Origin of the sequence: Plantactinospora sp. B6F1 (assembly GCF_040120695.1) — a bacterium.
In the GTDB taxonomy this organism is placed as follows: domain Bacteria; phylum Actinomycetota; class Actinomycetes; order Mycobacteriales; family Micromonosporaceae; genus Plantactinospora.
This window is the reverse complement of sequence record NZ_JBEEAC010000024.1, coordinates 26,375-50,168: the sequence shown is the minus strand read 5'-3', so window position 1 is coordinate 50,168 and position 23,794 is coordinate 26,375. Positions and strand designations below refer to the sequence as shown.

General features: G+C 67.7%; 19 protein-coding genes and 2 pseudogenes. 19 read left to right on the top strand and 2 right to left on the bottom strand.

Going from position 1 to position 23,794, the window contains the following annotated elements:
* Positions 1-95: 95 nt before the first annotated feature.
* Positions 96-146 (bottom strand): annotated as a pseudogene (locus ABNF97_RS34320) (hypothetical protein); the annotation flags it as partial.
* On the opposite strand from ABNF97_RS34320, the gene ABNF97_RS34315 reads away from it, so the two are divergent.
* From ABNF97_RS34315 to ABNF97_RS25245, 18 genes and pseudogenes are all read left to right on the top strand, one after another.
* On the top strand, positions 135-6,419 hold the full coding sequence (locus ABNF97_RS34315) for a MupA/Atu3671 family FMN-dependent luciferase-like monooxygenase (protein WP_502930552.1): 6,285 nt from the start codon (positions 135-137) through the stop codon (positions 6,417-6,419). The pseudogene ABNF97_RS34320 and the gene ABNF97_RS34315 sit on opposite strands and share 12 nt — an antisense overlap.
* Positions 6,420-6,571: 152 nt before the next feature.
* Positions 6,572-7,108, top strand: a pseudogene (locus tag ABNF97_RS25325) (DDE-type integrase/transposase/recombinase); the annotation flags it as partial.
* Between the two features lie 292 nt (positions 7,109-7,400).
* On the top strand, positions 7,401-8,891 hold the full coding sequence (locus tag ABNF97_RS25320; RefSeq protein WP_349340040.1) for a flavin-containing monooxygenase: 1,491 nt from the start codon (positions 7,401-7,403) through the stop codon (positions 8,889-8,891).
* A gap of 151 nt (positions 8,892-9,042) precedes the next feature.
* Complete coding sequence (locus tag ABNF97_RS25315; RefSeq protein WP_349340039.1) at positions 9,043-10,302, top strand: ABC transporter substrate-binding protein; 1,260 nt, start codon at positions 9,043-9,045, stop codon at positions 10,300-10,302.
* 25 nt (positions 10,303-10,327) lie between these two features.
* The gene (locus tag ABNF97_RS25310; protein WP_165436795.1) at positions 10,328-11,179 is read left to right on the top strand and encodes an ABC transporter permease subunit; all 852 of its coding nucleotides are present in this window, start codon (positions 10,328-10,330) and stop codon (positions 11,177-11,179) included.
* Positions 11,180-11,283: 104 nt separating this feature from the next.
* Positions 11,284-12,255 carry an ABC transporter permease subunit gene (locus ABNF97_RS25305; protein ID WP_165436796.1) on the top strand — a complete coding sequence of 324 codons (972 nt, stop codon included), beginning with the start codon at positions 11,284-11,286 and terminating at the stop codon, positions 12,253-12,255.
* Between the two features lie 18 nt (positions 12,256-12,273).
* Positions 12,274-12,969, top strand: a complete 696-nt coding sequence (locus tag ABNF97_RS25300) for an ABC transporter ATP-binding protein (RefSeq protein ID WP_349340060.1) — start codon at positions 12,274-12,276, stop codon at positions 12,967-12,969.
* A complete protein-coding gene (locus tag ABNF97_RS25295) occupies positions 12,966-13,661 on the top strand; it encodes an ATP-binding cassette domain-containing protein (protein WP_130463663.1) in 696 nt (231 codons plus the stop codon). The genes ABNF97_RS25300 and ABNF97_RS25295 overlap by 4 nt, the downstream gene beginning before the upstream one ends.
* 62 nt (positions 13,662-13,723) lie before the next feature.
* Complete coding sequence (locus ABNF97_RS25290) at positions 13,724-14,242, top strand: nuclear transport factor 2 family protein (RefSeq protein ID WP_165436798.1); 519 nt, start codon at positions 13,724-13,726, stop codon at positions 14,240-14,242.
* A 9-nt stretch (positions 14,243-14,251) separates the two neighbouring features.
* A complete protein-coding gene (locus tag ABNF97_RS25285) occupies positions 14,252-15,049 on the top strand; it encodes an MBL fold metallo-hydrolase (protein WP_130463665.1) in 798 nt (265 codons plus the stop codon).
* Between the two features lie 45 nt (positions 15,050-15,094).
* Positions 15,095-15,976: a glucose 1-dehydrogenase gene (locus ABNF97_RS25280; protein ID WP_130463666.1), complete on the top strand. Its 882-nt coding sequence runs from the start codon at positions 15,095-15,097 to the stop codon at positions 15,974-15,976.
* Positions 15,973-16,878 carry an NAD(P)-dependent oxidoreductase gene (locus ABNF97_RS25275; protein WP_349340038.1) on the top strand — a complete coding sequence of 302 codons (906 nt, stop codon included), beginning with the start codon at positions 15,973-15,975 and terminating at the stop codon, positions 16,876-16,878. Before ABNF97_RS25280 ends, ABNF97_RS25275 begins: the two co-directional genes overlap by 4 nt.
* Positions 16,875-17,273 carry a cupin domain-containing protein gene (locus ABNF97_RS25270; protein WP_130463668.1) on the top strand — a complete coding sequence of 133 codons (399 nt, stop codon included), beginning with the start codon at positions 16,875-16,877 and terminating at the stop codon, positions 17,271-17,273. Before ABNF97_RS25275 ends, ABNF97_RS25270 begins: the two co-directional genes overlap by 4 nt.
* A 20-nt stretch (positions 17,274-17,293) precedes the next feature.
* The gene (gene pcaC / locus ABNF97_RS25265; protein WP_130463669.1) at positions 17,294-17,692 is read left to right on the top strand and encodes a 4-carboxymuconolactone decarboxylase; all 399 of its coding nucleotides are present in this window, start codon (positions 17,294-17,296) and stop codon (positions 17,690-17,692) included.
* On the top strand, positions 17,685-18,572 hold the full coding sequence (locus ABNF97_RS25260) for an NAD(P)-binding domain-containing protein (RefSeq protein ID WP_130463670.1): 888 nt from the start codon (positions 17,685-17,687) through the stop codon (positions 18,570-18,572). The genes pcaC and ABNF97_RS25260 overlap by 8 nt, the downstream gene beginning before the upstream one ends.
* 41 nt (positions 18,573-18,613) lie before the next feature.
* On the top strand, positions 18,614-19,294 hold the full coding sequence (locus ABNF97_RS25255) for a GntR family transcriptional regulator (RefSeq protein WP_349340037.1): 681 nt from the start codon (positions 18,614-18,616) through the stop codon (positions 19,292-19,294).
* 73 nt (positions 19,295-19,367) lie between these two features.
* Positions 19,368-20,129 (top strand): carboxymuconolactone decarboxylase family protein, encoded by a 762-nt coding sequence (locus tag ABNF97_RS25250; RefSeq protein WP_349340036.1) that lies wholly within the window; start codon positions 19,368-19,370, stop codon positions 20,127-20,129.
* A 44-nt stretch (positions 20,130-20,173) separates the two neighbouring features.
* On the top strand, positions 20,174-21,613 hold the full coding sequence (locus tag ABNF97_RS25245) for an NAD-dependent succinate-semialdehyde dehydrogenase (RefSeq protein WP_349340035.1): 1,440 nt from the start codon (positions 20,174-20,176) through the stop codon (positions 21,611-21,613).
* A 109-nt stretch (positions 21,614-21,722) separates the two neighbouring features.
* On the opposite strand, the gene ABNF97_RS25240 is transcribed toward ABNF97_RS25245, so the two are convergent.
* Positions 21,723-22,964 (bottom strand): PQQ-dependent sugar dehydrogenase, encoded by a 1,242-nt coding sequence (locus tag ABNF97_RS25240; RefSeq protein ID WP_130463673.1) that lies wholly within the window; start codon positions 22,962-22,964, stop codon positions 21,723-21,725.
* Between the two features lie 285 nt (positions 22,965-23,249).
* Between ABNF97_RS25240 and ABNF97_RS25235 the strand changes: the two genes are divergently transcribed.
* Positions 23,250-23,717, top strand: coding sequence for a TrmO family methyltransferase domain-containing protein (locus tag ABNF97_RS25235; protein WP_130463674.1), 468 nt, complete (start codon positions 23,250-23,252; stop codon positions 23,715-23,717).
* Positions 23,718-23,794 lie beyond the last annotated feature (77 nt).

The window sequence follows — 23,794 nt, the reverse complement described above, 5'->3', positions numbered from 1 at the left end:
AGCCGCACCAGGCAGCGTCCCGCGTCGCACCGTCCGGTCCGGCCGGCTGGACCGACGCCGTGCAGGTCGACACCGTGCAGGTCGACACCGTGCAGGTCGACACCGTGCAGGTCGACACCGTGCAGGTCGACACCGTGCAGGTTCACGACGCCGGGCGGACGGCGATCGTGCACCCGGTCGGCGACGGACAGGACGGCGTCGGAGGCGCGGGCGAAGTCCCCGCCACGGACCGGCTCCGGGCGGTTCTGGCGGCGGTGCGCGAGCTGACCGCCCAACAACTCGGTACGTCGATGGCCGACGTCCGGCCGGACGCGACCTTCCTCGAACTCGGCGCCGACTCGCTCAGCCTGCTGCGGCTGACGCAGGAGCTGCGACGATCCTTCGGCGTACCGGTGCCGATCCGGCGGCTGTTCGCGGAGGCCGACACACCTCACCTCCTGGCCGCGTTGGTCGCGGCGGAGACGGGAACCGACCCGGGCGGCCCTCCCGACGCTCCCCTGCCTGCTCCGGCGGAGCCAGCCCCGACCGAAGAGGCTGCGCCGCCGGTCGAGGCCCCCGTCCCAGCGGGATCCGCGGCGGCCGACGCGGCGGCGCCCAGGACCGGATCGCCGCCGCTCGATCGGGTCGTCGCCGAGCAGCTCCGAGTCGTCGACCAGCTCGTCGAGCGGGTCACCGCGGTGCTACAGGACCAGTTGGCGACGCTGCGGTCCGGAGCCGGAGCCGGGAACGGAGCCGGGAACGGAGCCGGAGCAGCGGCGGCAGAGACGGAGACGGAAGCACCGGCGGAGAGGAAAGCGCCGACGGAGACGGAAGCACCGGCGGCTGTCGTCCGTCCGGCGCCGTCGGCTCCGCTGCCGGTAGCACCGACCGCAGCGGACTCCGCGCGCCCGGGACACGCCGACTTCAGCCTGTACTTCTTCGGCGACTACCCAGACCAGGACCAGGACGACAAGTACGGCGCCATCCTGGCGGCCGCCCGCTTCGCCGACCAGAACGGCTTCCACGGCATCTGGCTGCCGGAGCGGCACTTCCACTCGTTCGGCGGACTGTTTCCGAACCCGGTCGTACTGGCCGCCGCCCTGGCCCGGGAGACCACCCGGGTACGGCTCAACGCGGGCTCGGTCGTGCTGCCGCTGCACCATCCCGTCCGGGTCGCCGAGGAATGGTCGGTGGTCGACAACCTCTCCGGCGGCCGGGTCGGACTCTGCGTGGCGAGCGGTTGGCACGCCAACGATTTCGCCCTCAACCCGGAGGCGTTCGGCACACACCGGGAGCTGATGTACGAGCATCTGCGGACGGTTCGGACGCTGTGGTCCGGCGGTGCGGTCTCCGCGCACTCCGGCAGCGGCGAGCGGATCGACCTACGGATCTTCCCGCGCCCGCTTCAGGAGATGCCGCCGTTCTTCGTCGCCGTGGTGTCGAATCCGGACAGCTACCGCGCCGCCGCTGCCGCCGACCTCGGCGTGGTCACCAACCTGATGGTGCAGTCGATCGAGCAGCTGGCCGACAACATCGCGCTCTACCGGCGGACCAGAGCCGAGCACGGCCTCCCGCCCGAGGGCGGGCGGGTGGTGGTGTTGCTCCACACGTACCTCGGCACCGACCTCGCGCGGGTCCGGGCCGAGGCGTACGGGCCGTTCTGCGCCTACCTCCGCTCCTCGTTGTCGCTGTTCGGGCAGGTCACCAACAGCCTCGGTCTGCGCATCGACCAGGACACCCCGGCCGAGGACGTCGAGTTCCTGCTTGAGCAGGCCTACCAGCGGTACTGCGAGGGCCGTGCGCTGATCGGGACCCCGGACAGCGTCGCGCCGATCGTCGACCGGCTCTCGGCGTTGGGAGTCGACGAGATCGCCTGCTTCGTCGACTTCGGGATGCCCGCCGAGCAGATGCTGAGCTCGCTCCCGATCGTCGACGCCGCCCGCCGCCGGCACCTCACGGCCGGCGTGGGTGGAGGTCGCGAGCAGCGGGAGCGGGCATCCCGGCACCCGGTTGCCCCGCCCGAGCCGGCGCGGCCGGCCGGAGAGCGGACCGGCGAGCCGCACCCCCCGTCACCGGCGCAGCGTGGGATGTGGTTTCTGGAGCAGTTGCACTCCGGCAGCACGAACTACCACGAGCCGAAGGCGGTACGGCTGGACGGCCCGCTCGACGTCGCGGCACTCCGACGAGGGCTGGCCAGGGTGGTTCGGCGGCACGCGCCACTGCGTACGGTCTTCCGCGCTGTCGACGGCGAACTCCAGCAGGTCGTACTGCCATCGGTGGAGCTGCCCTGCCCGCTGGTCGACCGCTCCGGCGTGCCGGACGGCGAAGCGATCCGGGCCGCTCTCGAAGACCTTCGCGCCGAGGGCTTCGACCTGGCCACCGGTCCGCTGCTCCGCGCCAGGCTGGTGCGTACCGCCGAAGATCGGCATCTGTTGGTGCTGTACGTGCACCACATCGTCTTCGACTCGTTCTCCACCGCCGTGTTCATCCGCGACCTCGCCGCCTACTACCGGAGCGATCCGACCGGGCCCGATCCGCTGCCGGCGCTGCCGACGAGCTACCCGGACCACGTCCGAACCCGACTTCTCGACGCAGGGTCGAAGGCGCGGGCGGTCGACTACTGGCGACGGGTCCTCGCCGACGCGCCGCCGCTGCGACTGCTCACGGGTTGGTCCTGCGCTCCGGCGGAGTCGATGCGCGGCGCCACGCTTTCGCACGAGTTGGGCGCCGACCTTGCCGAGGACGTCCGCCGGTTCAGCCGGCAGCACCGGGTGACCCCGTTCATGACCCTGCTCAGCGCGATCGCCGGTGTGCTGGGGCGGTTCGGCGGTCAGGACGACCTGGTCGTCGGTACCGCGCTCACCAACCGTCCGCCGGGCACGGAGGAACTGGTCGGCCTCTTCATCGACTCGGTCCCGCTGCGGATCGACCTCGCCGACGATCCCGACCTCGGAACGCTGGCGCAGCGGGTGCGGGATGCCAGCACGGATGCCTTCGAGCAGTCCGGTCTCGGCTTCGACGAGCTGGTCGGCGCGGTGAACCCGGAGCGGGTCCCGGGCCGCAACCCGCTGTTCCAGGTCATGGTCGAGTACGAGAACGCATCCGACGTCGACTTCGACCCGCCTCGGGTACGTGCCACCCTCATCGACGTACCGAGTGAGCGTGCCCCGCTCGACCTCACCCTCTACCTGACACACTATCCGAACGGCGTCCGCTGCTTCGTGGAGTACAACCGGGACGTTCTGGATGAGGCGACCGTGCGCCGGTTGCTCGAGTACACGACGGCCGTGCTGCGGCGGGCGGCCACGACCCCGCCGGCACCGCTGTCCGAGCTGACCGCGCCGTTAGAGGCGGACCGCGCGGCGCTCCTGCGGTGGTCCGGCGGACGGCGCGGTGCGCCGCCGAGCGGCCTGCACCAGCTCGTCGAGCAGCAGGTCGCCCGCGCGCCGGACGATGTCGCGTTGATCGCCGGCGGGGTGCGGCTGACCTATCGTGAGCTGGATCGGCGAGCGAACGCGCTGGCCTGGAGACTGCACGACCGGGGGGTACGGGCGGATCAACTGGTCGCGGTCTGCCTGGCCCGGGGCGTCGACCTCATCGTGGCCCTGCTCGGGGTGCACAAGGCGGGCGGGGCCTACCTGCCGCTCGATCCGGCCCTGCCGGAGTCCCGGCTGACCTTCATGGTGAGCGACAGCGGCGCACGGCTGCTCGTCACCGACGACGAGCGGGTGGCGAGCCTGCTGGGCCTGCCGATCGTGGCGGTCGACGGCGACGATCCACGCGCGGACCGGGCGCCCGCGACCTCCGTCGACCCGGCGAGCCTGGCGTACTGCATCTACACCTCCGGCTCGACCGGGCGGCCGAAGGGGGTGGCCGTGCCGCACCGCGGGCCGGCCAACCTGGTCGCCCACTACCTGCGGCACCGGCCGGCGTTGCGGACCCTGCAGTGGGTGTCGGTCAGTTTCGACGTCAGCGTGCAGGAGATCTTCACCGCCCTCGCCTCCGGAGCCGCACTGGTGCTCATCACGGACGAGATCCGCTACGACCCGGCCGCCGTCGTCCAGACGGTGCGTCAGCAGGGGGTGCAGCGGCTGTTCATGACCTACACGGCGTTGAAGTATCTGATGGAGACGGATCCCCGCATGCCGTCGCTGCGCGAGATCGTCGCCGCCGGTGAGGAGTTGAGGCTCACGCCGGCCCTGCGCCGTTTCCTCGCCGCCCACCCGGAGTGCGCGCTCTACAACGAGTACGGGCCGACGGAGGCATCCATCATCGCCACCATCCAACGCGTCGATCCCACGGCCGGGGACTACCCGCCGATCGGCCGCCCGGTCGACGGCGTGCTGGTCCGACTGCTCGACGAGCGGCGGCTGCCGGTACCAGCCGGCGCAATCGGCGAGATCTTTCTGGGTGGCGCCGGCCTGGCTCGGGAGTACCTGTCCCGGCCGGACGAGACCCTGGCGGCGTTCGTGCCGGACCCGGTTGCGCCGGGCACCCGGCTCTACCGCAGCCGCGACCTGGGCCGCTGGCTACCCGACGGCACGCTGCGATATCTGGGGCGGGCGGACGACCAGGTCAAGATCCGTGGTTACCGGGTGGAGCCGGGTGAGGCCCTGCGCGCGTTGACCAGCCTCCCCGAGGTACGCGACGCCGCGGTCGTGCCGACCACCGATCCACGGGGCGAGACCTGTCTGGTCGGGTACGTCGTGCCCGCCACCGAGGGGGCCAGGCTGTCCGGCACCGAGGGGACCAGGCTGTCCGGCACCGACCTGGCCCGGCAGCTCGCCGGCATCCTGCCCGGGTACCTGATTCCGGCGGCGTGGGTTCCGCTGGCCGAGCTTCCGGTCAACACCAGCGGCAAGCTCGACCGGAGCCGCCTGCCCGAACCGAGCTGGAACGACGGTCCGAGCGACGAACCCGCGACCGAGCTGGAGCAGACCTTGCACGACCTGTGGTGCGCCCAGCTGGGCGTGTCGCAGGTGCCGGTCGACACGTCGTTCTTCGCGCTCGGCGGGCACTCGCTCACCGCGGTCGGTCTGGTCGATCGGGTCCGGGAGGCACTCGGGGTCCAGCTGGGAGTCGCCGACCTGTTCCAGGCGCCGACGGTCCGGGCCATGGCGCACCGGCTCGACCGAGAGACCGTGCCGGACACCGGCCCGGCGTCGGGCGCCCAGCGCCGCGCGTGGCGCTGCCACCACAGCAATCCCCGGCCGCAGGTGTACAACGTGGCGCACCGGATCCGGTTCGAGGGGGACCTGGAGGTGCAGGCACTGGAGCGGGCCCTGAACGATCTCGTGAGTCGGCACGCCGCGCTGCGTACCCGCTTCGTCGTCCTCGACGGAGAGGTACACCAGCAGGTTCTCGCCGAGATGGCGGTGCGGCTGCTGCCCGTCACCGACCTGACCGACGATCCGGATCGGCTGGACGAATGGTGCCAGCAGGAGGTGGACGCCGTCATCCCTCCGGATCGGGCGCCGCTCTGGCGGGCCCGGCTGGCCCGACTCGACGAGCGGAGCTGGGTACTGGTGCTCGTCCTGCATCACCTGATCTGCGACGGGTGGTCGATGGGCGTTATCTGGGACGAGCTGTCGAGGTGCTACACCGCGCGGCGCACCGGACGCGTGGACTCAACGGCCGCCCCGGTCTCCTATCCCGACTACGTCCGGTGGCGCGGCGCCCAACTCGACGCGGACCGCGAACGCCTCCTGGCGTACTGGCGCACCCGACTGGCGGGCGTGTCCCTGCGGGTCGCCCTCCCCTACGACCGTCCCCGGCCCACACGGCTGTCTGGCCAGGGTGCGTTGCATCGTTTCGGGGTGCCGAGGCAGGTCGCCCAACGGGTACGGCACATGGCGCTGGAGACCGGCGGCACTCCGGCTGCCGTCCTGACCGCCGCCTTCGCGCTCTGGCTGGGACGGATGTGCCGGGAGCGGGATCTGGTGGTGGCGCTGTCGAGCGCGAGCCGGACCCGACCGGAGCACGCGCGCGTGGTGGGCCCGGTCGGCGAGGCCCTGCTCGTACGCCTCACCATGGACAGCGGCATGTCCTTCCAGGAACTGGTCAGCCAGGTTGGCGAGCGCACCTTCGACGCGGTGGACCACCATCTGCTTCCGTTGCACGACGTCGCCGAGGCCCTCGGCGTCGACCTGGTCACGCCGCAGATCCTGTTCACCGTCGTCACCAATCCACCTGCGCGGCTGAACCTGGCCGGTGTCACGGCACAGGTCGAGCCCCTGGCGGTGACCGACGTCGCCCGAACGGAGCTGTACGTCGTACTGCTACCCGGCGAAGACGGAATCGAGGCGGCCTTCGAGTACTCGACGGACCTGTTCGACGCCGAGACGGTCAAGGGCTGGGAGGCGGACTTCGTCGCCGTACTCGCCGAGGTGAGCCCCGGGCACCCCGTCAACGTGCACGTCGGGTACTCGTCGTCACCGTGATCCGGCGCCGACGACCGGCACCCGAGGTCCTGGTCCGGCGAACGGATCCGGCCGAGGTTGTCCCGTCTTCCCGGGGCGTGAGACGGAACCCCGCGATCCATACGCTGGCATGGTGCACGCGACGCCGCCCTCCGTAGCGGCTCTGGGTCGCCGACGCCACCCGCATCCCGTGCGGTGAGGGCGTGTTCTGGCTCGCCTCGTTCCGCGACGCGTTCTCCCGCCGGATCGTAAGGTGGAAGACCTCCGACCGCTGCGACACCGACCTGATCCTCGCCGCCCTCGGATACGGCATCTGGTCCCGCGATGTCCGCGACGGCCAGTTGATCCATCACAGCGACAAAGGATCGAACTATACGTCCTTCCGCTTCGCGGAACGCTTACAGGACAACGGGATCCTGCCCTCGATGGGCTCCGTCGGCGACTCGTACGTAGTCGAGGGTGAGCACCAGCTCGGGCCACCGCGCTTCGCCTGGATCGGCTCGGGCGAGGCGGAAGGCAGCTACGACCATGCCGCCACGGTACGGCGAGACCCGCGTCCAGGCCCCGTCCCAGAAATTACCTTTCATTCCGGAGCGCCTCGACGTACCGGCGAACGCTTGACCCGTGGTGTCGGTCTGGACCGCGGCGGCGTCAAACGCCGCCGTGCGCCCATGTCCTGCCACGCCGCCCAAGCCACCGACGCACGCTGACCGCCGCTCACCCTGATCGAGGCCGTGACCAGGAGTAACCCGACCGCCAGAGGCCCTGCTTCGGGACGTCCAACGGACCGAAAGACGGCTGACGGACTCTATTGACATACAGTCCGACTGTCATACGATGTGCCGAAGCGTGAGCTCAGAGCACGTCAAACGCCGTCAGCACTCGTTCCCGGGCCGTGACTGGCTTCGACGCTGAAGGGACCGCCGCAATGCCGACGAGGGTGGGCGAGAACCAGCCGTACGACATCGATCGCAAGGCCCGGACCGCAGGGCGGTGCAGCCGATGACCGGCAAGCGACGCCGCGACCAGGTTCGCATCGCAATCGTCGGCGGAGGCTTCGGCGGTATCGGATCGGCGGTGAAGCTAAAGACCGCTGGTTTCACCAACATCCGGATCTACGAGAAGGAAGCCGGCGCTGGCGGCACGTGGCGGGTCAACACCTACCCTGGTTGCGAGGTCGACATCCCGTCGCACAGCTACTCCTTCTCGTTCATGGGTTGGGACTGGACCCGTACCCATGCCCGACAGCCCGAGCTCATGGCCTACACGGAGGCGATCCTGGATCGCTTCGACCTGCGCCCTCACTTCACCTTCGGCACCGCGGTCGACCTCGTCGAATGGCAGGAGGGCACCAGCACCTACCTGGTGCACACCAGCGACGGGGCGAGCGCCGAGTACGACGTCGTGGTCACCGCCGTCGGCTTCCTGAGCGTCCCGAAATTTCCCGAATGGCCCGGGCTGGACTCGTTCGAAGGCCCCATGTTCCATACGGCACGCTGGGACCACTCGGTGGATCTCCGGGGCAAGCGGGTCGCGGTGGTCGGCACGGGGTCGACCGCCGCGCAGGTGGTCCCCGAAGTCGCCAAAATCGCCGAACACGTCCACGTCTTCCAACGTGAGCCCGGCTGGATCAACGCCAAAAACGACCGGGACTTCTCGCCGCTCGAGCGCAGGCTCTACCACGTACCCGGAGCGGCCAAGCTGCACCGGCTGAAAATTTTCTACGACTACTACAAACGCTTTGGAAGCTTCGACGTCGAGTCCCGTGCGCAGGCGAAGACCCGGGCCAAGTCGGTGGACTTCATCCGCGGCACCATTTCGGACGAGCAGCTCGCCGCGAAGGTCACCCCGAACTACCCGTGGGGATGCAAACGGCCGGTCCTCAGCGACAGCTTCTACCCGGCGCTGATGCGGGACAACGTCACGCTCGTCGCCGCTCCCGTGGTCAGGGCGACGAGTAACGGGGTTGTCGATGCGGCCGGTGCGGAGCACGAGGTCGATGTCCTGGTGATGAGCACCGGCTTTCGCACCACCGATTATCTGCACACCGTCGAGGTGGTAGGTCGGGGCGGCGTGAGGCTACACGACTATTGGGGAGACCGTCCACGTGCCTACCTGGGCGTGACGGTGCCGAACTTTCCGAACCTGTTTCTGATCTACGGCCCCAACACGAACGGCGGTGGATCAATCATCGCGCAGGAGGAGCGACAGGCGGAGGTCATGGTCTGGGCCCTGAAGAAGCTCGTGCAGCGAGGCGCCGCGACCGTCGACACAGCCCCCGAAGCGCTGGACCGGTGGATCCGGTGGGTCGACCGGAAGCTCGCGACCGATGCCAGCGCCATGGAGGCCGGCTGCACGAACTACTACCACTCGGAGTCGGGCGCCAACGCCACCCAGTGGCCCGGCACCCATCTGCGGTACTTCGTCATGACGAGACTGTGGCGCGGACGAGGAATCGCCTTCTCGCCACGGGCCGCCGACAGTCGCCGTTGAGCAGGCATCTCGGATCGGATCTCGAACCGTCGGTGACGGGTGGCATCACCAGGGCAACGGGGCAGCGGCCTACGAGCCGCACAAGCGGAACGACACCAATCACATCGATCAATGCCCTCGACGGAGGCGTCGAGCCGAATCAGGAGTAGCAATGAACTCTCAAATACAGTATCCGAAGCTCTCGCGTCGGCAGATGATCAAGGGATCCGCTGGCGCCCTCGGGATGATGGCTCTGCCGAGCGTGTTGGCCGGGTGCGGAGGCGACGACGGCGGGTCGGGCTCCGACGGAGACCCGATCAGGATCGCGGTCACCTCGGCGACCTCCGGCGCGCTGGCGATCTACGGTCGCGCGGTCCTGGATATGGCACCCTTCGCCGCGAAGTACCTGAACGATGCCGGCGGCGCCAACGGGCGCAAGATCGAGCTCAAGATCTATCCGAACAACGGGGAGACGGCTGACGCCATCCGTGCGGTCGAGAGCGCGGTGCGCCAGGACGGGTTCGATATCCTGACCGGCTACTTCTCGTCGGCCCAGTCCGCGGCAATCCAGGAGTCGCTCGACCGCCTAGGGCTGCTGTTCATCGATCCGGACGCCCAGGCCGACGGGCTCACCGGCGCTACCTGCAATCCGCTCTACTTCCGCACAGTGCCCAGCGTGAGCATGAACCTGAACACCCTCGCCGATGGCGTGCGGGGCCTGGGCATCAAGAGCTGGAGTGCGTTGTGCTCGGACTACGCGTTCGGTCACGACGCGTACGACGCGTTCAAGCGCCTCGTCGAGAGCCAACCCGGCACCACGGTCGCGCCCGGGCACTTTCCGCCGCTCACCCATGCCGACTACGGGTCCTACATTTCTCAGCTGCTCAACGAGGGGACCACCGGCCTCTTCACCGGGGTCGCCGGCGCCGACGCCATCACCTTCTTCAAGCAGGCGAGCCAGTACGGCGTGCTCGACCACTTCGACGCCATTGTGGGGGTCAACAGTTTCGACGTACTGGTCTTCGACGCCATCGGCGACGCCGGCCTCGGCCTCTATGGTGTGCCGGGCTACGATCCCACACTCGACAACGAGCGCAACAAGAAGTTCGTCGAGGCGTTCAAGAAGGAGTTCGGGCGCGAGCCGTTCTACATCGAGGCGAACACTTTCGTCGCACTGGAACTGCTGCTGGCCGCTGTTGCCGAGGCTGACTCAACCGAAGCGACGACCCTGGCCAAGCAGCTGACCGGATTCAGCGGCGACACGATCATGGGCAATGTCGAGCTGCGCGCGGAGGACCACCAGATCCAGCGGGAGAACTGGTTCGGTCAGATCGTCCGCGACGATGCCACCGGCGGAATCAAGTGGAACATCACGGCAGCCGTCGACCGGGACAAGGTCTCCATGCCCGTGTCTCCCGAGTGCAAGATGTAGCGGCTTCTACCAAGCGAGGTCACTCATGGCAATTCAGCTCCTGAACGCGCTCGCCTATGGCTCGCTGCTGCTCATCCTCGCACTCGGCCTCGCGATGATCTTCGGGCTCGGCGGCGTCTTCAACTTTGGTCACGGCGCGCTGTACATGTTCAGCGCCTACACCGCCTATTCCCTCAGCTCGGCGGTCTCGTTCTGGCTCGCGTTGGTGACGGTCCCAATCGTCCTGGCGCTGGTCGGCTACCTGGTAGACAGGGGCGCATTCAGGTTCCTGCGGAGCCGAGATCCCATCGAGTTGGCCATCATCACCTACGGCGGCGCGCTGGTCATCGAGAACATCGTCGTCATCGTCTGGGGGACCCAGCCCAAGGCGCTTGATCCGCCGGCACCCTTCGACAGGTCCGTCAGCGTGCTGGGTGACGCCTACCCGTCGTACCGGCTTTTCATCATCATCTTCAGCCTTGCCGTGGCGATCGGCATCGCCTCCTGGCTGCGCTATTCGAAGATGGGCCTGCACGTCCGGGCCGCAAGCCGCGACCTGGAGATGACCGGCGTCGCCGGAGTCAACACCGACAGGCTCAACGCCGTCGTCGCCGCCGTGAGCTTCGGCCTGGCGGGCGTGGCCGGGGTCCTGGTCGCTCCCTACGCCACGGTGAGCATCGACATGGGCGCGCGGATCCTCGTCATCGCGCTGATCGTCACGACCGTCGGTGGCCTGGGAAGCATCGGCGGAGCGGCGATCGCGGCCATCGCGCTCGGCCTCATTCAGGTGGCCGGCGACGTGAACCTCCCCGGCTGGTCCGCGCTAACGCCGTACGTGGTGATGATCGTCGTTCTGATCGTCCATCCGCGCGGCATCGCAGGAAGGATTGAGACATGACCTTGACGTCGGAGGACTCGATGGGGCCACGTACCAGGGCGGAAGAGGTCTCTGGGGGTGCCGATTCCCGACCGGGCAGGCCGCGCCTTCGGGCGAAGTGGGTGGTGAACGTCGCTCTGGTGGCGATCGGCTTTCTCGTTCCACTGGTCGTGACCGGCCCGTACCAGCGCCATCTGCTCGTCAACGCTGCGATCCTGGGCGTCTTCGGTTTGGGCGTGGCGTTCCTGATCCGGCGTCTGGGCATGGTCAGCCTGGGGCACGCGCTCTATTTCGGTGGCGCGGCGTACGCCTTCGGGGCGCTCAGCACGCACGGGGGCCTCGAGATCGTACCGGCGCTGATGCTGGCGCTCGGTGTGGTGGTGGCGGTAGCGCTGGCGGTGGGCAGTCTCCTCGTAAGGTCCCGCGGCATTGCGTTCACCATGCTCACCCTGGCGTTTGGACAGTTCGTCTTCACGCTCGCAGGGCTCACCCAGACCCGCTCGGTAACCGGTGGCGACGACGGGTTGCCGGTGCGCATGAACGGCACGCTGCTCGGCCTCACCGCCCGAGACTTCTCCGACCCGGTCACCATGTGGATCATCTGCTGGGCGGTGGTGGCGCTGGCCCTCATCGCCCTGGGTCTCATCGGACGCTCCCGCTTCGGGAAGCTCCTCGAGGCGATCCGCGAGAACGAGGAGCGGGTCAGGTTCAACGGCTCCAATACCTACCTTCCGGTCCTGGCCGCCTACCTCGTTTCGGCGTTGGTTGCCGGCATCGCGGGTCTGCTTTTCGCCCTCTACAACTCCTTCCTGTCCCTCGACGTCCTCGCCTGGACCACCTCGGGCAATGCGCTGATCGTGTCCTTCATCGGTGGCTGCTGGGTTGCGTCCGGTCCGCTGTGGGGCGCGCTCATCTACACCCTCGGCAACGCGATGCTCGTTTCGGGTGGTCGAAACGAATGGCAGCTGTACGTCGGTATCGCGGTCATCCTCGTCATGGTCTTCGGCAAGGCAGGAGTGGTCGGATCGTTGCAGGAGCAGTGGACCCGACACCGAGAACGCCGCCTACCACCGGTGGACCTAGCCAGGACGAACTGAGGCGGTGAGAAACAGTTGGTGCTTACGGTTCGCGACGTCACCGTCCGGTTCAAGGGTGTGACGGCGCTCGAAGACGTAGGGCTGGACCTCCAGCGCGGCCGCGTCCACGGAGTGATCGGGCCGAACGGCGCCGGCAAGTCGACGTTCGTCGACGTGGTTTCCGGGCGTCGACGCGGCGGCAAGGCGTCGATCATGTACAACGGGGAGAACGTGGCCGGCCGATCGATCACCTGGCGGCGTCGCCACGGCATCGCGCGATCGTTCCAGCGAACCAGTGTCTTTCCCGACCTCACCGTCCGGGCTCACTTCGAGCTGGTCGGCCACACGCTGCGCGACGAGAGCGTCGACGAGCTCGTCGTCGCCCTGGGGCTGGAGCCACTGCTGGACCGCAGGTGCGGACAGATCTCGTACGGCGACCAACGACGGGTCGACATCGGGATGGCGCTGGTGGGCCGGCCGGCGGTGCTCCTGGCGGACGAGCCAGGGGCGGGGCTGTCGCGCTCGCAGAGCCTGGAGCTGGCGCGCTTCATCCGACATCTGGCCCAGGAGCGCGACATGGCGGTGCTCTACATCGAGCACGACGTGGATGCGGTGTTCGAGATCTGCGATGACATCACGGTTCTCAACCTGGGCCGCGTCCTGATGTCCGGGTCCCCCGCAGAGGTGCGGCAGGACCACGGTGTGCGAGACGCCTACCTGGGGAGGGAAGAATGAGCGCGGTCCTGGCCCTTGACACGGTATCGGCGTTCTACGGGCCGGCGCAGGTCCTCCGGGACGTCTCCCTGTCGATCGAGAGCGGTGAAGCGGTTGCCCTCGTCGGACGGAACGGAGCCGGCAAGTCCACCCTCGCGATGGCGTTGTACGGGATCCCTCGCGTCGAAGGCTCGATCTTCGTCGACGGTGAGCCGCTGAGGCCCACCCGCGCATACCACGCGTCTCGGGCAGGCATCGCGCTCTGTCCGCAGGGCCGGCGCATCCTCTCCAACCTGACGGTCGAGGAGAACCTCCTCCTCGGCGCCGCACATGCCCGGAAGGGGCCGTGGAACCTCCAGTCCGTCTACGAGCTCTTCCCCATCCTCGCCGAGCGGGCGCGCTACAACGGTCATGCGCTCAGCGGTGGACAGCAGCAGATGCTCGCCATCGGCCGGGCACTGATGTCCAACCCCCGGGTGCTCGTGCTGGACGAGCCGACGGAGGGTCTGTCCCCGGTTGCGATCGACGAAGTCATCGCCGCGTTGGCCTCCATCGGCGAAACAGGGACGGCGCTCTTCCTGATCGAGCAGAACCTGAGGCTTGTCTCGCGCCTGGCACGCCGCTACGTGGCCCTGGTCAAGGGTGAGGTCGTGGGGACCGGAGAGGTGACGGGTGAGTCGATGGAGGAACTTAGGAGCACCGTCGGGGTCTGACCACGGTGGCCGAGACACGTACACGCAATCGTCAACATCGTCTACCAGGAAGGACAACAGAGGTGACGCAGGAAGCGGCAGTTGATCTCACCGCCGACACGCTGGCATTGTTGCGAATCGAAGGCTCTTACGCGCCCACCTACGACGGACGGCACGGGGAGGAGTGGGCCAACCTCTTCACCGAGGAAGGCATCTACCAAGCGCGAGTGATGGACGGCCAGGCGGGCAACTTCATTGCGGGTCGTGAGAACCTCGCGAAGTTCTGCAACGAGCAGCCGTGGCACGGAATCCACTACATGATGACGCCCAGGTTCGACATCGACGGGGACACGGCCTCGTGTCGGGTCCACTTCCAGTACCGGGCCATCGGGATCGTGGACGGGCGCGTCTCGATTCGCAACAGTTCGGGCGCCTACGACGTGGCGTATGTCAGGAGCACCGCCGGGTGGCTCATCGAGCGCCGAATCACCTCCTTCTTCGCCGAATCCAAGGAGGTCTTCTACGGCTGGTACCCCACCGCCGCCGACATGTCCGAGCCCTGGCCCTACCAGGGTGAGCGCTATGCCGACCGTCGTGTCTAGGAAAACCGGATGACTTCAGACAGATACCAGGTACTCGTCGTCAAGTTCGGCACCCGGTCCGCGCGAAAGAGCGAGGTCTACCTCAACTACCCGATCTACGGGCATCCGGACGAAGACCTGGACATGGACTACTTCTTTTGGATCGTCCGAAACGAACACCGCACCTTTGTGATCGACACCGGCTTCTCCCGGGACGGCGGCGAGAAACGGGGCAGGACATTCCTCGTCGATCCTTGGCGAGCCTTCGAGGCGCTCGGCGTACGCGGCGAGTCGCGGCCAACCGTCGTGGTCACCCATGCTCACTACGACCACATCGGCAACCTGAACCTCTTTCCAGAATCCGACATCGTCCTGACCGAGGCGGAGCTGCAGTTCTGGACCAGCGAGATGCGTTTCCGCAAGCAGTTCGCACATTCGGTGGAGTTCAGGGAGATCGACGACCTGGTGAAGGCACGCGACGAGGGGCGGACACGCACCTTCAACGGTCGACTGGAACTCGCCCCGGGCATCGAACTGCTGGAGGTCGGTGGACACACCCCGGGCCAGTGCATCGTACGGGTGAGCACGGCCGACGGCATCGTCCTCCTCGCCTCCGACGCGATTCACTACTTCGAAGAAATCGAGCGCGATATCCCCTTCGCCTTCGTCAGTGACCTGCCGGCGATGTACGCCGGGTTCGACCGGATCAAACAAATGGTCGCGGATGAGGACGCCATCCTCGTACCCGGCCACGACCCGGGCACGCTGGATCGTCTGACGGTAACCAGCGAGGGTGAGTTGTCAGGTTTGGTGGGAACGATCGGATGAGGTGGATCTGTGTCCCCTGACGGGCCGTTCAAGGCTTCAGATGGCGTGCAAGGGAACGGAGCAGCAGGGAAGTCCTCCCGGCTTGCCGGGAAGGTGGCGTTGGTGACCGGCGCCGCTGGGGGCCTCGGTCGGGCTTCTGCGGAGCGTCTGGCCGCCGAGGGTGCGAGGATCGTCGTCGTCGACATCGACGGAGACTCGGCCCGGCACGTGGCGGAATCGCTTCCGACCGAAGCGATCGCGGTCACCGCCGACGTCTCGAGCGAGAGTGACGTCGAGCGGTACATGGCCGAGGCGGTGGCGGCGTTCGGTCGGGTGGACCTCTTCCACCTCAACGCCGGCATCTTCGGCAGTTTCGCCGCCCTGCCGGACGTGACCGTCGAAGACTTCGACCGCGTTTGCGCGGTGAACGTACGCGGGCAGTTCCTTGGCGTCCGGGCCGCCTTCCGCCAGTTCCGGCGGCGACGCTCGGTCGGGCACATAGTGGTCACCGCGTCAATCGCGAGTCTGGGCGGGAGCGCCGACCTGCTGGCGTACCAGACCTCCAAGCACGGCGTGGTCGGCTTGGTGCGTGGCGCGGCGGTCTACGGTGGCCCGCTGGGCATCCGGGTCAACGCGGTGGCGCCGGGCATCGTCCCGACCGAACTCTTCGGGGCGGCTGGATCGATGGTCGGTGGCAAGAGCGACATGGTGCGCCGGGCGTCGACCACCCCGCTGCGGCGTGCCGGCCGGCCGGAGGAGATCGCGGCGGTGGTGGCTTTCCTGCTCAGCGACGACGCGTCGTACCTGACCGGTCAGGTCGTGTCGGCCGACGGTGGAGCGTCCTGGCTGAACACGCTCCGACCGTCCAGCGGCGCGGGTGCCTGGGACACGGCCACACTGGACCGCGCGTTGTACGGCGGCGACTTCACGCAAGGGGTGCAACAGTGACCGGACAGCGCGTGGGCTTCATCGGCCTAGGCAACATGGGCGGACGGATGACCCGCTGCCTGGTTCAGGGCGGCGTGGAGGTGCTCGGGTTCGACACCCAGGCGGTGCGGATAGCGGCGGCCGGGGCGGACACTGCGGCATCTGCCGTTGACGTCGTCCGCAACACCGAAGTCGTTCTGCTGTCGCTGCCCAGCAGCCGGGTGGTGGAGGCGGTCATGTTGGGCCCTGATGGGGCGGTTCACGCGGCCCGCGAAGGCCAGATCATCGTCGACCTCAGCACCTCCGATCCCGCCTCCACCCGCCACATTCACGGCCTCCTCGCAGCGCGGGGGGTGGCCTACGTGGATGCCGGCGTTTCCGGCGGTGCAGCCGCCGCGGAAAAGGGCGAGCTCACCCTCATGGTCGGCGGTGAGGAGCAGCCGCTCGACCAGGTACGGCCCGTGCTCGAGCACCTCGCGGCGAAGATCTTCCATCTCGGGAGTACCGGCGCCGGGCACGCGGCGAAGTTGCTGAACAACTTCCTGAACGCGATCGCGCTGTCGGCGACCGCCGAAGTCATGGTCGCGGGCAAGAAGGCGGGCCTGGACCTGCAGGTCCTGCTCGACGTCCTCAACTCCAGCTCCGGCGTCAACTTCGCCACCCTGAACCGCTTTCCGAAGATAATCCATGGTGACTATCTCAAGGGCGGCCTGACGAACACCTTGATGCTCAAGGACGTCATGGCCTACATCGACCTCGTCGCGGGACTGGGCGTGGCGAGCCTGCACTCCTCCGGTCCCCTTGCGGCGTTCGGCCTCGCCAAGGCCCTGGGGTACGCGGAGCAGATCAGCAACACGGTGGTGGACGCCATCGGCGACGTCTCCGGCGGCATCCGCCTGCACGATCAGAAGGAGGCAGCATGAAGATCACCAGGGCCGCCGAGCAGGCCGGCACCGCCGGCAAGCCCGGCTCGAGGTTCACCGGCAGCGTGTGGAACTACCTGACCATGCCGGCGACGGATGGCGTGACGATCAATACGGTCACGTTCTCGCCCTGCGCCCGGACGTATTGGCACACGCACGAACACGGGCAGATTCTCCAGGTTGTCGCCGGCCGCGGCCTGATCTGCACCGCCGGTGGGCAACCCGAGGTGCTCCGGGCGGGAGACACCGTCTGGGTTCCTGCCGGGGAGCGCCACTGGCACGGTGGCGCCCCGGATTCCTTCCTCACCCACACCGCGATCTCGCTCGGCAGGACCGAGTGGGCCGAGCCTGTGGCCGACGGTGATTACCCCACCACCGCAACCTCCTCGGCCTGAACTGAAGGGAGCACGACAAGATGACGGCGAACGGCACCCACCAGGAGTCGTACGAGCAAGGGCTCAAGGTGCGACGGGAGGTGCTCGGGGCGGATCACGTCGACCGGTCCCTGGGCAACGTCACCGAGTTTTCGCGGCCCATCCAGGAATTCGTCACCGAGTACTGCTGGGGCGGGGTGTGGTCCAGCGACGGTCTGGAGCGTAAGACCCGGAGCCTGCTGAACCTGGCGATGCTGACCGCCCTCAATCGCTCTCACGAACTCGGCGTCCATGTGCGGGGTGCGGTCAACAACGGGATCACCGAGAAGGAGATTCAGGAGACCCTCATGCAGGCCGCCATCTACGTCGGGGTGCCGGCTGCGCTGGAGTCGTTCCGCGTGGCGGAGCGGGTCCTGAAGGAGCTACGCGGCGATGAGTGACAGGTCGGTGGTCTTCATCGGGCTCGGGGCCATGGGCCTGCCGATGGCATCTCGACTGCTGGCGGCCGGGGTAGCGGTCCGGGGCTTCGACCTCTCTGGGACGGCACGCGCGAGGTTCACCACCGCAGGCGGGCAGACGTTTCCCGCTGCCGCCGAGGCGGCTGCCGGCAGCGACGTCGTCATCCTCATGCTTCCTGACTCCAAAGCGGTCGATGCCGTGATATCGCAGATCCGGGGCGTACTCGAACAGGGTGCCCTCGTGATCGACATGAGTTCCTCCGAACCCCAACGGACCCGGGAACTGGCCAGCGACCTCAGCAAGGATGACGAAGTCCATCTCGTCGACGCCCCGGTCTCCGGCGGGGTCGAGGGAGCCCGGGCGGGCACGCTCACCATCATGGTCGGGGGCGAACCCACCCAGGTGGAACGGGCCCGGGGCCTTCTGGAGCACATGGGCACCGTCAAGCATGCCGGCCCGGTGGGCGCTGGCCACGCCGTGAAGGCTTTGAACAACCTGCTCTCGGCGACTCACCTGTGGGTGACGAGCGAGGCTATCCTCGCCGGCGAGAGGTTCGGGCTCGACCCGAGGGTGATGCTTGAGATCATTAACGGTTCCAGCGGACGCAGTGGGTCGACGGAGAACAAGTGGCCCAACTTCATCCTGCCCGGAACGTACGACTCCGGCTTCACCCTGCGCCTGATGCTCAAGGACATGCGAATCGCCGCCGACCTCGCCCGCCAGGTCGGTCTGGCGAGCACCCTGGGAGAGGCGGCGATCGAGCATTGGGCTCGCGCTGACCGGCAACTGGGTCCAGCCGCCGATCACACCGAGGTGGCTCGGTGTGTCGCCGGCACCGACCACTCAAATCTGCCTGGCTAGAATACTGTCAGACAAAACGTCGAGCAATTGAAGAGGAACTCATGAGCCTGGCCCAGTCTTGGACGTCGGCGTCCGTGCAACGCACCGCCGCCCCATTGCGGGTACAGGTGACAGACGCCGTGCGGCAAGCCATCCTCGAAGCCAGGCTGAAGCCGGGCCAGCGCCTGGTGGAGCGGGAGCTCGTGGAGGGTCTGGGTGTTTCCCGGACCACCGTCCGCGAGGCGTTGCGAGAACTCGAGGCTGAGGGATTGATCATCACCATTCCCCAGAAGGGGGCAGTGGTCAGGACCCTGTCGAGATCCGAGGCCGAGGACCTGTACGACGTCCGAGCAGGGCTCGAGTCACTGATCGTGAAGCGGTTCGTCCACCGTGCCTCCCCCCAGGATGTCCAGCGGTTGCGCGAGGCGTTCGACCACTTCGCCGAGGTGTCTGCGAGCCAGGCAGAGGTCGTGGAGGTCCTGATCGCCAAGGACAAGTTCTATTACAGCCTCATCGCCGGCGCTCGCAGCGACGTGCTGAAGCAGTTGCTGGAAGGCATCCAGAGCCAGGTGCAGGTCCTGCGGGCGCAGTCGCTGTCCCAGTCCGGACGCCGGGCAGGGGCCGTCGCCGAGCTGCGGGCAGTCGTCGAATCAATTGAGGCAAATGATGCGGAACGAGCCTCCGCGCTGTGCGCCGACCACGTCCGTTCCGCAGCACAGACCATATTCGCGTCGTTTGAGTAATCTGCGCCGTCCCGCCCGTTGAACGGACGGCCTATTCGCTCGCGCACAGCACGGGCAAAGGGATTGGTAATATATGTCGCTCACCGCTGAACAGAAAAAGCTCAAAAACAGGTTCATCGAAGTGCGTGGCACCTGGGGGCCGGTATGGGAGACCCTTCTCAACCTTGACTCCGATTTCCTCGCCGCCTATCTGAACTTCTCCGCCGTACCCTGGCGGAAGAACCATCTCGACGCCAAGACCAAGGAACTCATCTACGTCGCCGTCGATGCGGCGGCCACCCACCTGTACGAACCCGGCATCCGCGAGCACATCCGAGCCGCACTTTCCCACGGTGCGACAGCCCAAGAGATTATGGAGGTTATCGAGCTGACGAGCACGCTTGGGATCCATAGCATGAACATCGGCGTGCCGCTGCTGGTCGAGGTGCTCGAGGAGGCCGGGCTGCGTGCCGGACCCGCGATGCTCACCGAGCACCAGAAGCAACTCAAGGCCGAGTTCACGGCCAATCGCGGGTACTGGCACGAGTTTTGGGACGAGATGCTCGAACTCGACCCGGAACTGTTCGAGGCGTACACCGAGTTCTCCTCCGTCCCGTGGAAGAACGGCACGCTGGAGCCGAAGGTCAAGGAGTTCGTCTACATCGCCTTCGACACCGCCGCCACGCACCTGTACGTGCCCGGCCTGAAGCTGCACATGAAGAACGCAATCGGGTACGGAGCCACGGCCGGCGAGATCCTCGAGGTCATGGAGATAGCCAGCGTGATCGGCTTCCACGCCGCGACAACGGCCGTGCCGATCCTTGCCGAGGAACTGGCCGCCAAGGAGGAGGAATGACTGAGCCGGGTGCCGGGCCGCTGGCCCCGGCCGAGCAGTCGGTGGTGGACACGATCCACAAGGGTCTTTTCCTGGCCGGCGCCTGGGTGGAGGCCTCGGGCGGGGCGACTCTGTCCGTGGAGGACCCAGCTACCGGGCTCGTCATTGCCGAAGTCGCCGACGCGACGCCGACCGACGGGGCCCGGGCCCTCGACGCCGCGGTGGCCACTCAGGCCGACTGGGCAGTGACCCCTCCACGGAGCCGCGGAGAGATTCTGCGCGCGGCGTACGAGGCGATGGTCGGCAAGGCCGACGAGCTCGCCCTGCTGATGACGCTGGAGATGGGCAAACCGCTGAGCGAGTCCCGGTCCGAGGTGCTCTACGCGGCCGAGTTCTTCCGCTGGTTCTCGGAGGAGGCCGTCCGCATCGCGGGCAGTTGGGCCATCGCACCGGACGGCCAGACCCGCCTGTGGACGATGAAGCAGCCGGTGGGCCCGTGCCTGTTCATCACCCCGTGGAACTTCCCGCTCGCGATGGGCACCCGGAAGATTGGCCCAGCGGTGGCCGCAGGTTGCACCATGATCGTGAAGCCCGCCAGCCAGACACCGCTGAGCATGCTCGCCCTCGCCCAGATCCTGGCGGACGCGGGACTGCCCGACGGCGTGCTCTCGGTGCTACCCACCTCCTCTCCACAGCAGCTCACGACCCCGCTCATCGCCGATCCGCGACTGCGCAAGCTTTCCTTCACCGGTTCCACAGCCGTCGGGAAGAAGCTCGTCGAGCAGGCGGCACACCAGCTTCTGCGAGTGTCGGTGGAGCTTGGCGGCAACGCGCCGTTCATTGTCTTCGACGACGCGGACCTCGACCACGCCCTGGACGAGGCGATGAAGGCCAAGCTCCGCAACAACGGTGAGGCGTGCACCGCAGCAAATCGTTTCTACGTGCAGCAATCCGTGGCACGACCCTTCGCCGACCGACTCGCCGAACGCTTCGCCGCCCTCGTCGTCGGTCGCGGCGCGGACGAGTCCGTGCACCTGGGTCCGCTGATCGACCGGAACGCTGTGGCGAAGGTTGCCAACCTGGTCGACACGGCCATCCGGGACGGTGCCCGCCTCCTGCACGGTGGCGCCAGCCCCAGCCAGCCTGGGTACTTCTACCAGCCGACCGTGCTCGCTGACGTTCCGCCGGACAGCACGCTTCTGCGGGAGGAGATTTTCGGGCCGGTCGCGCCGATCAGCACCTTCGACACTGACGAGGAGGTCACCGCTACGGTCAACTCCTCGGAGTACGGGCTCGCCGCGTACCTCTTCACCCGTAGCCTCGATCGGGCGGTGCGGATCAGCGAACACCTGGAGGTCGGCATGATTGGCCTCAACCGTGGGGTGCTGTCGAACGCCGCCGCGCCCTTCGGGGGTGTGAAGGCCAGCGGCTACGGTCGCGAGGGCGGACGGGTCGGCATCGAGGAGTACCTCGAGACGAAGTACGTCGCAGTGCACATCAGCTGACACCACGCGGTCTCTCCGCCAAGGTGACCGGGGTGAACGGCCTTCGTGGTGTACGCCCTGCATGCTGCCACCCCGCGTCTCGCGGATGCGGTGCGATGGCCCCCGGGGTTCAGCGGTTCGTCGCCCCGCCGCCGGAGGCTGGTTGGACCCGCTCGAACCGCACCCGGTTCAGCCATCCCGGGAGGTCGCTGAGGACGTACAGCTCGCCGTGCACGTCGGTGCCGATCGCCGTGGGTTGGGTGGGGAAGTTGCCGATCGTGGCGGACTCGTAGCTGCCGTCGGACTTGGGTCGCAGGGCGAACACCCGGGTCGAGCAGTAGTCGCTCGCGACGTAGGTACCCCACGCCTCGGGGGTCTTGAACCCCCGGTACACCACGCCGCCGATCACCGAGCAGTTGTCGTTGTAGTGGTCGTACTCGAAGACCGGGTCGGTGTACCGCACACCCGGCCGGCATTGCTGCTGGTCGAAGACCGGGGTGCCCTCCCGGCAGGACCAGCCGAGGTTCGCCCCACCCTGCCACGGGCGGATGTGGTTGATCTCCTCGACCAGGCCCTGGCCGACGTCACCGATCCAGAGCGAGCCGTCGACCGGGTCAAAGGAGAACCGCCACGGGTTGCGCAGCCCGTAGAGCCAGATCTCCGGCCGGGCGCCCGGAGCGCGGACGAACGGGTTGTCGAAGGGCACGCAGTAGGGCTTCGCCCCGCAGGTGCGGTTGACGTCGATCCGCACGATCTTGCCGAGTAGGGTGCCAAGGTTCTGACCGGACTTGAACGGGTCGTTCGCGTGGCCGCCGTCGCCGAGAGACCAGTAGAGGTAGCCGTCGCGGCCGAACGCCACCTGTCCGCCGTTGTGGTTGCCGTACTCGGCGTGCTCCTGGGTGAGCAGCACCTGCAAGCGTTCAGGAGCGGTGATGGGCACTCGCGCCAGGGTCAGCGTGCCGGCCGGCAGGCTCGTGTAGGCCACGTAGAGGATCCCGGTCCGGGCGAAGTTCGGCGCCGGCGTGATGCCGAGGAGGCCGCGCTCGTTGTCCGACGTGTCGATCCGGGCGGTCAGGTCGAGTACCGGTTCGGCCGCCAAGCCGGTGTCGGGGTGGTAGGCGCGGACGGTGCCGTCCTTCTCCGCGATCAGCATCCGGCCGTCCGGCAGCCCGGTGATCGCGATCGGACGCCGCAGCCCGAAGGCCACCTGCTCCGACACCACGGTCAGTTCGGTGAGCGGCACCGCGCGCGGGTGGAAGGTGCCGGTCGCGACCGTGCCGGCCACCGAGGTCGGTGGCAACAGGAGCGCAGACAGCGCTAGAACGAGCAGGCCGGCCAGCATGGTGGCCGGGCGACAACGCCGCCGCGACATGTTTCAACTCCTCGGGCAGAGTGGAGGTTGCAGGCTGGGAACGTTCGCAGCCTATATTGATTTCCAGCAATATCCAACCCGGTCGGGAAGGCCTCCCTGGCCCAGCACCGACCGCCCCACGGCACGATCAGCGACTAGCAATGCTAGACATCCTGTCAGAAGCAGCCTATTGTCGCTACGGAATCTAGTGTCGCTAGGAGTTCGCGGGTCTCACCAAGAGGGCGTGACCACGGGTCACCCGCTCCGGCCGAGGATCGCCTCCACCGAAGGGAACAGCCTCTCTCCATGCCCAGCTTCGAAATCACCCCGATCGGTACGGTCCGAAACGACAGGACGGAGGTCCAGCACACCGACCACTGGGGCGCCGTCCGCAGCACGATCATCATCGACGAGCGCTTCGGCGACGCGTGCCTGCAGGGGCTGGAGGGCTTCTCCCACGTCGATGTGCTCTTCATCTTCGACCGGTTTCCGGAGCACGACGACTTCCGCGAGCCGCGCCCGAGTCGCGGCCGCACCGACCTACCGCCCGTTGGCATCTTCGCCGGCCGCGCTCCCCGTCGACCGAACCGCATCGGGGTGACGTGCTGCGCGATCGAATCCGTGCGCGGCCGCGAACTGACGGTGGTCGGCCTCGACGCGGTCTCGGGCACCCCCGTCATCGACCTGAAGCCGACGATGATCGAGTTCCTGCCGGAGAACGTCCGGCAGCCGGCCTGGGTCAGCCACCTGATGTCGGAGTACTTCCAGCAGTGAGCGAGGCTCGACGGTGCAGCCGATTCCGTGCGCGTAGACCTGCCTGTCGGACGGCGTGCAGGGGTGGGGATCTCGGC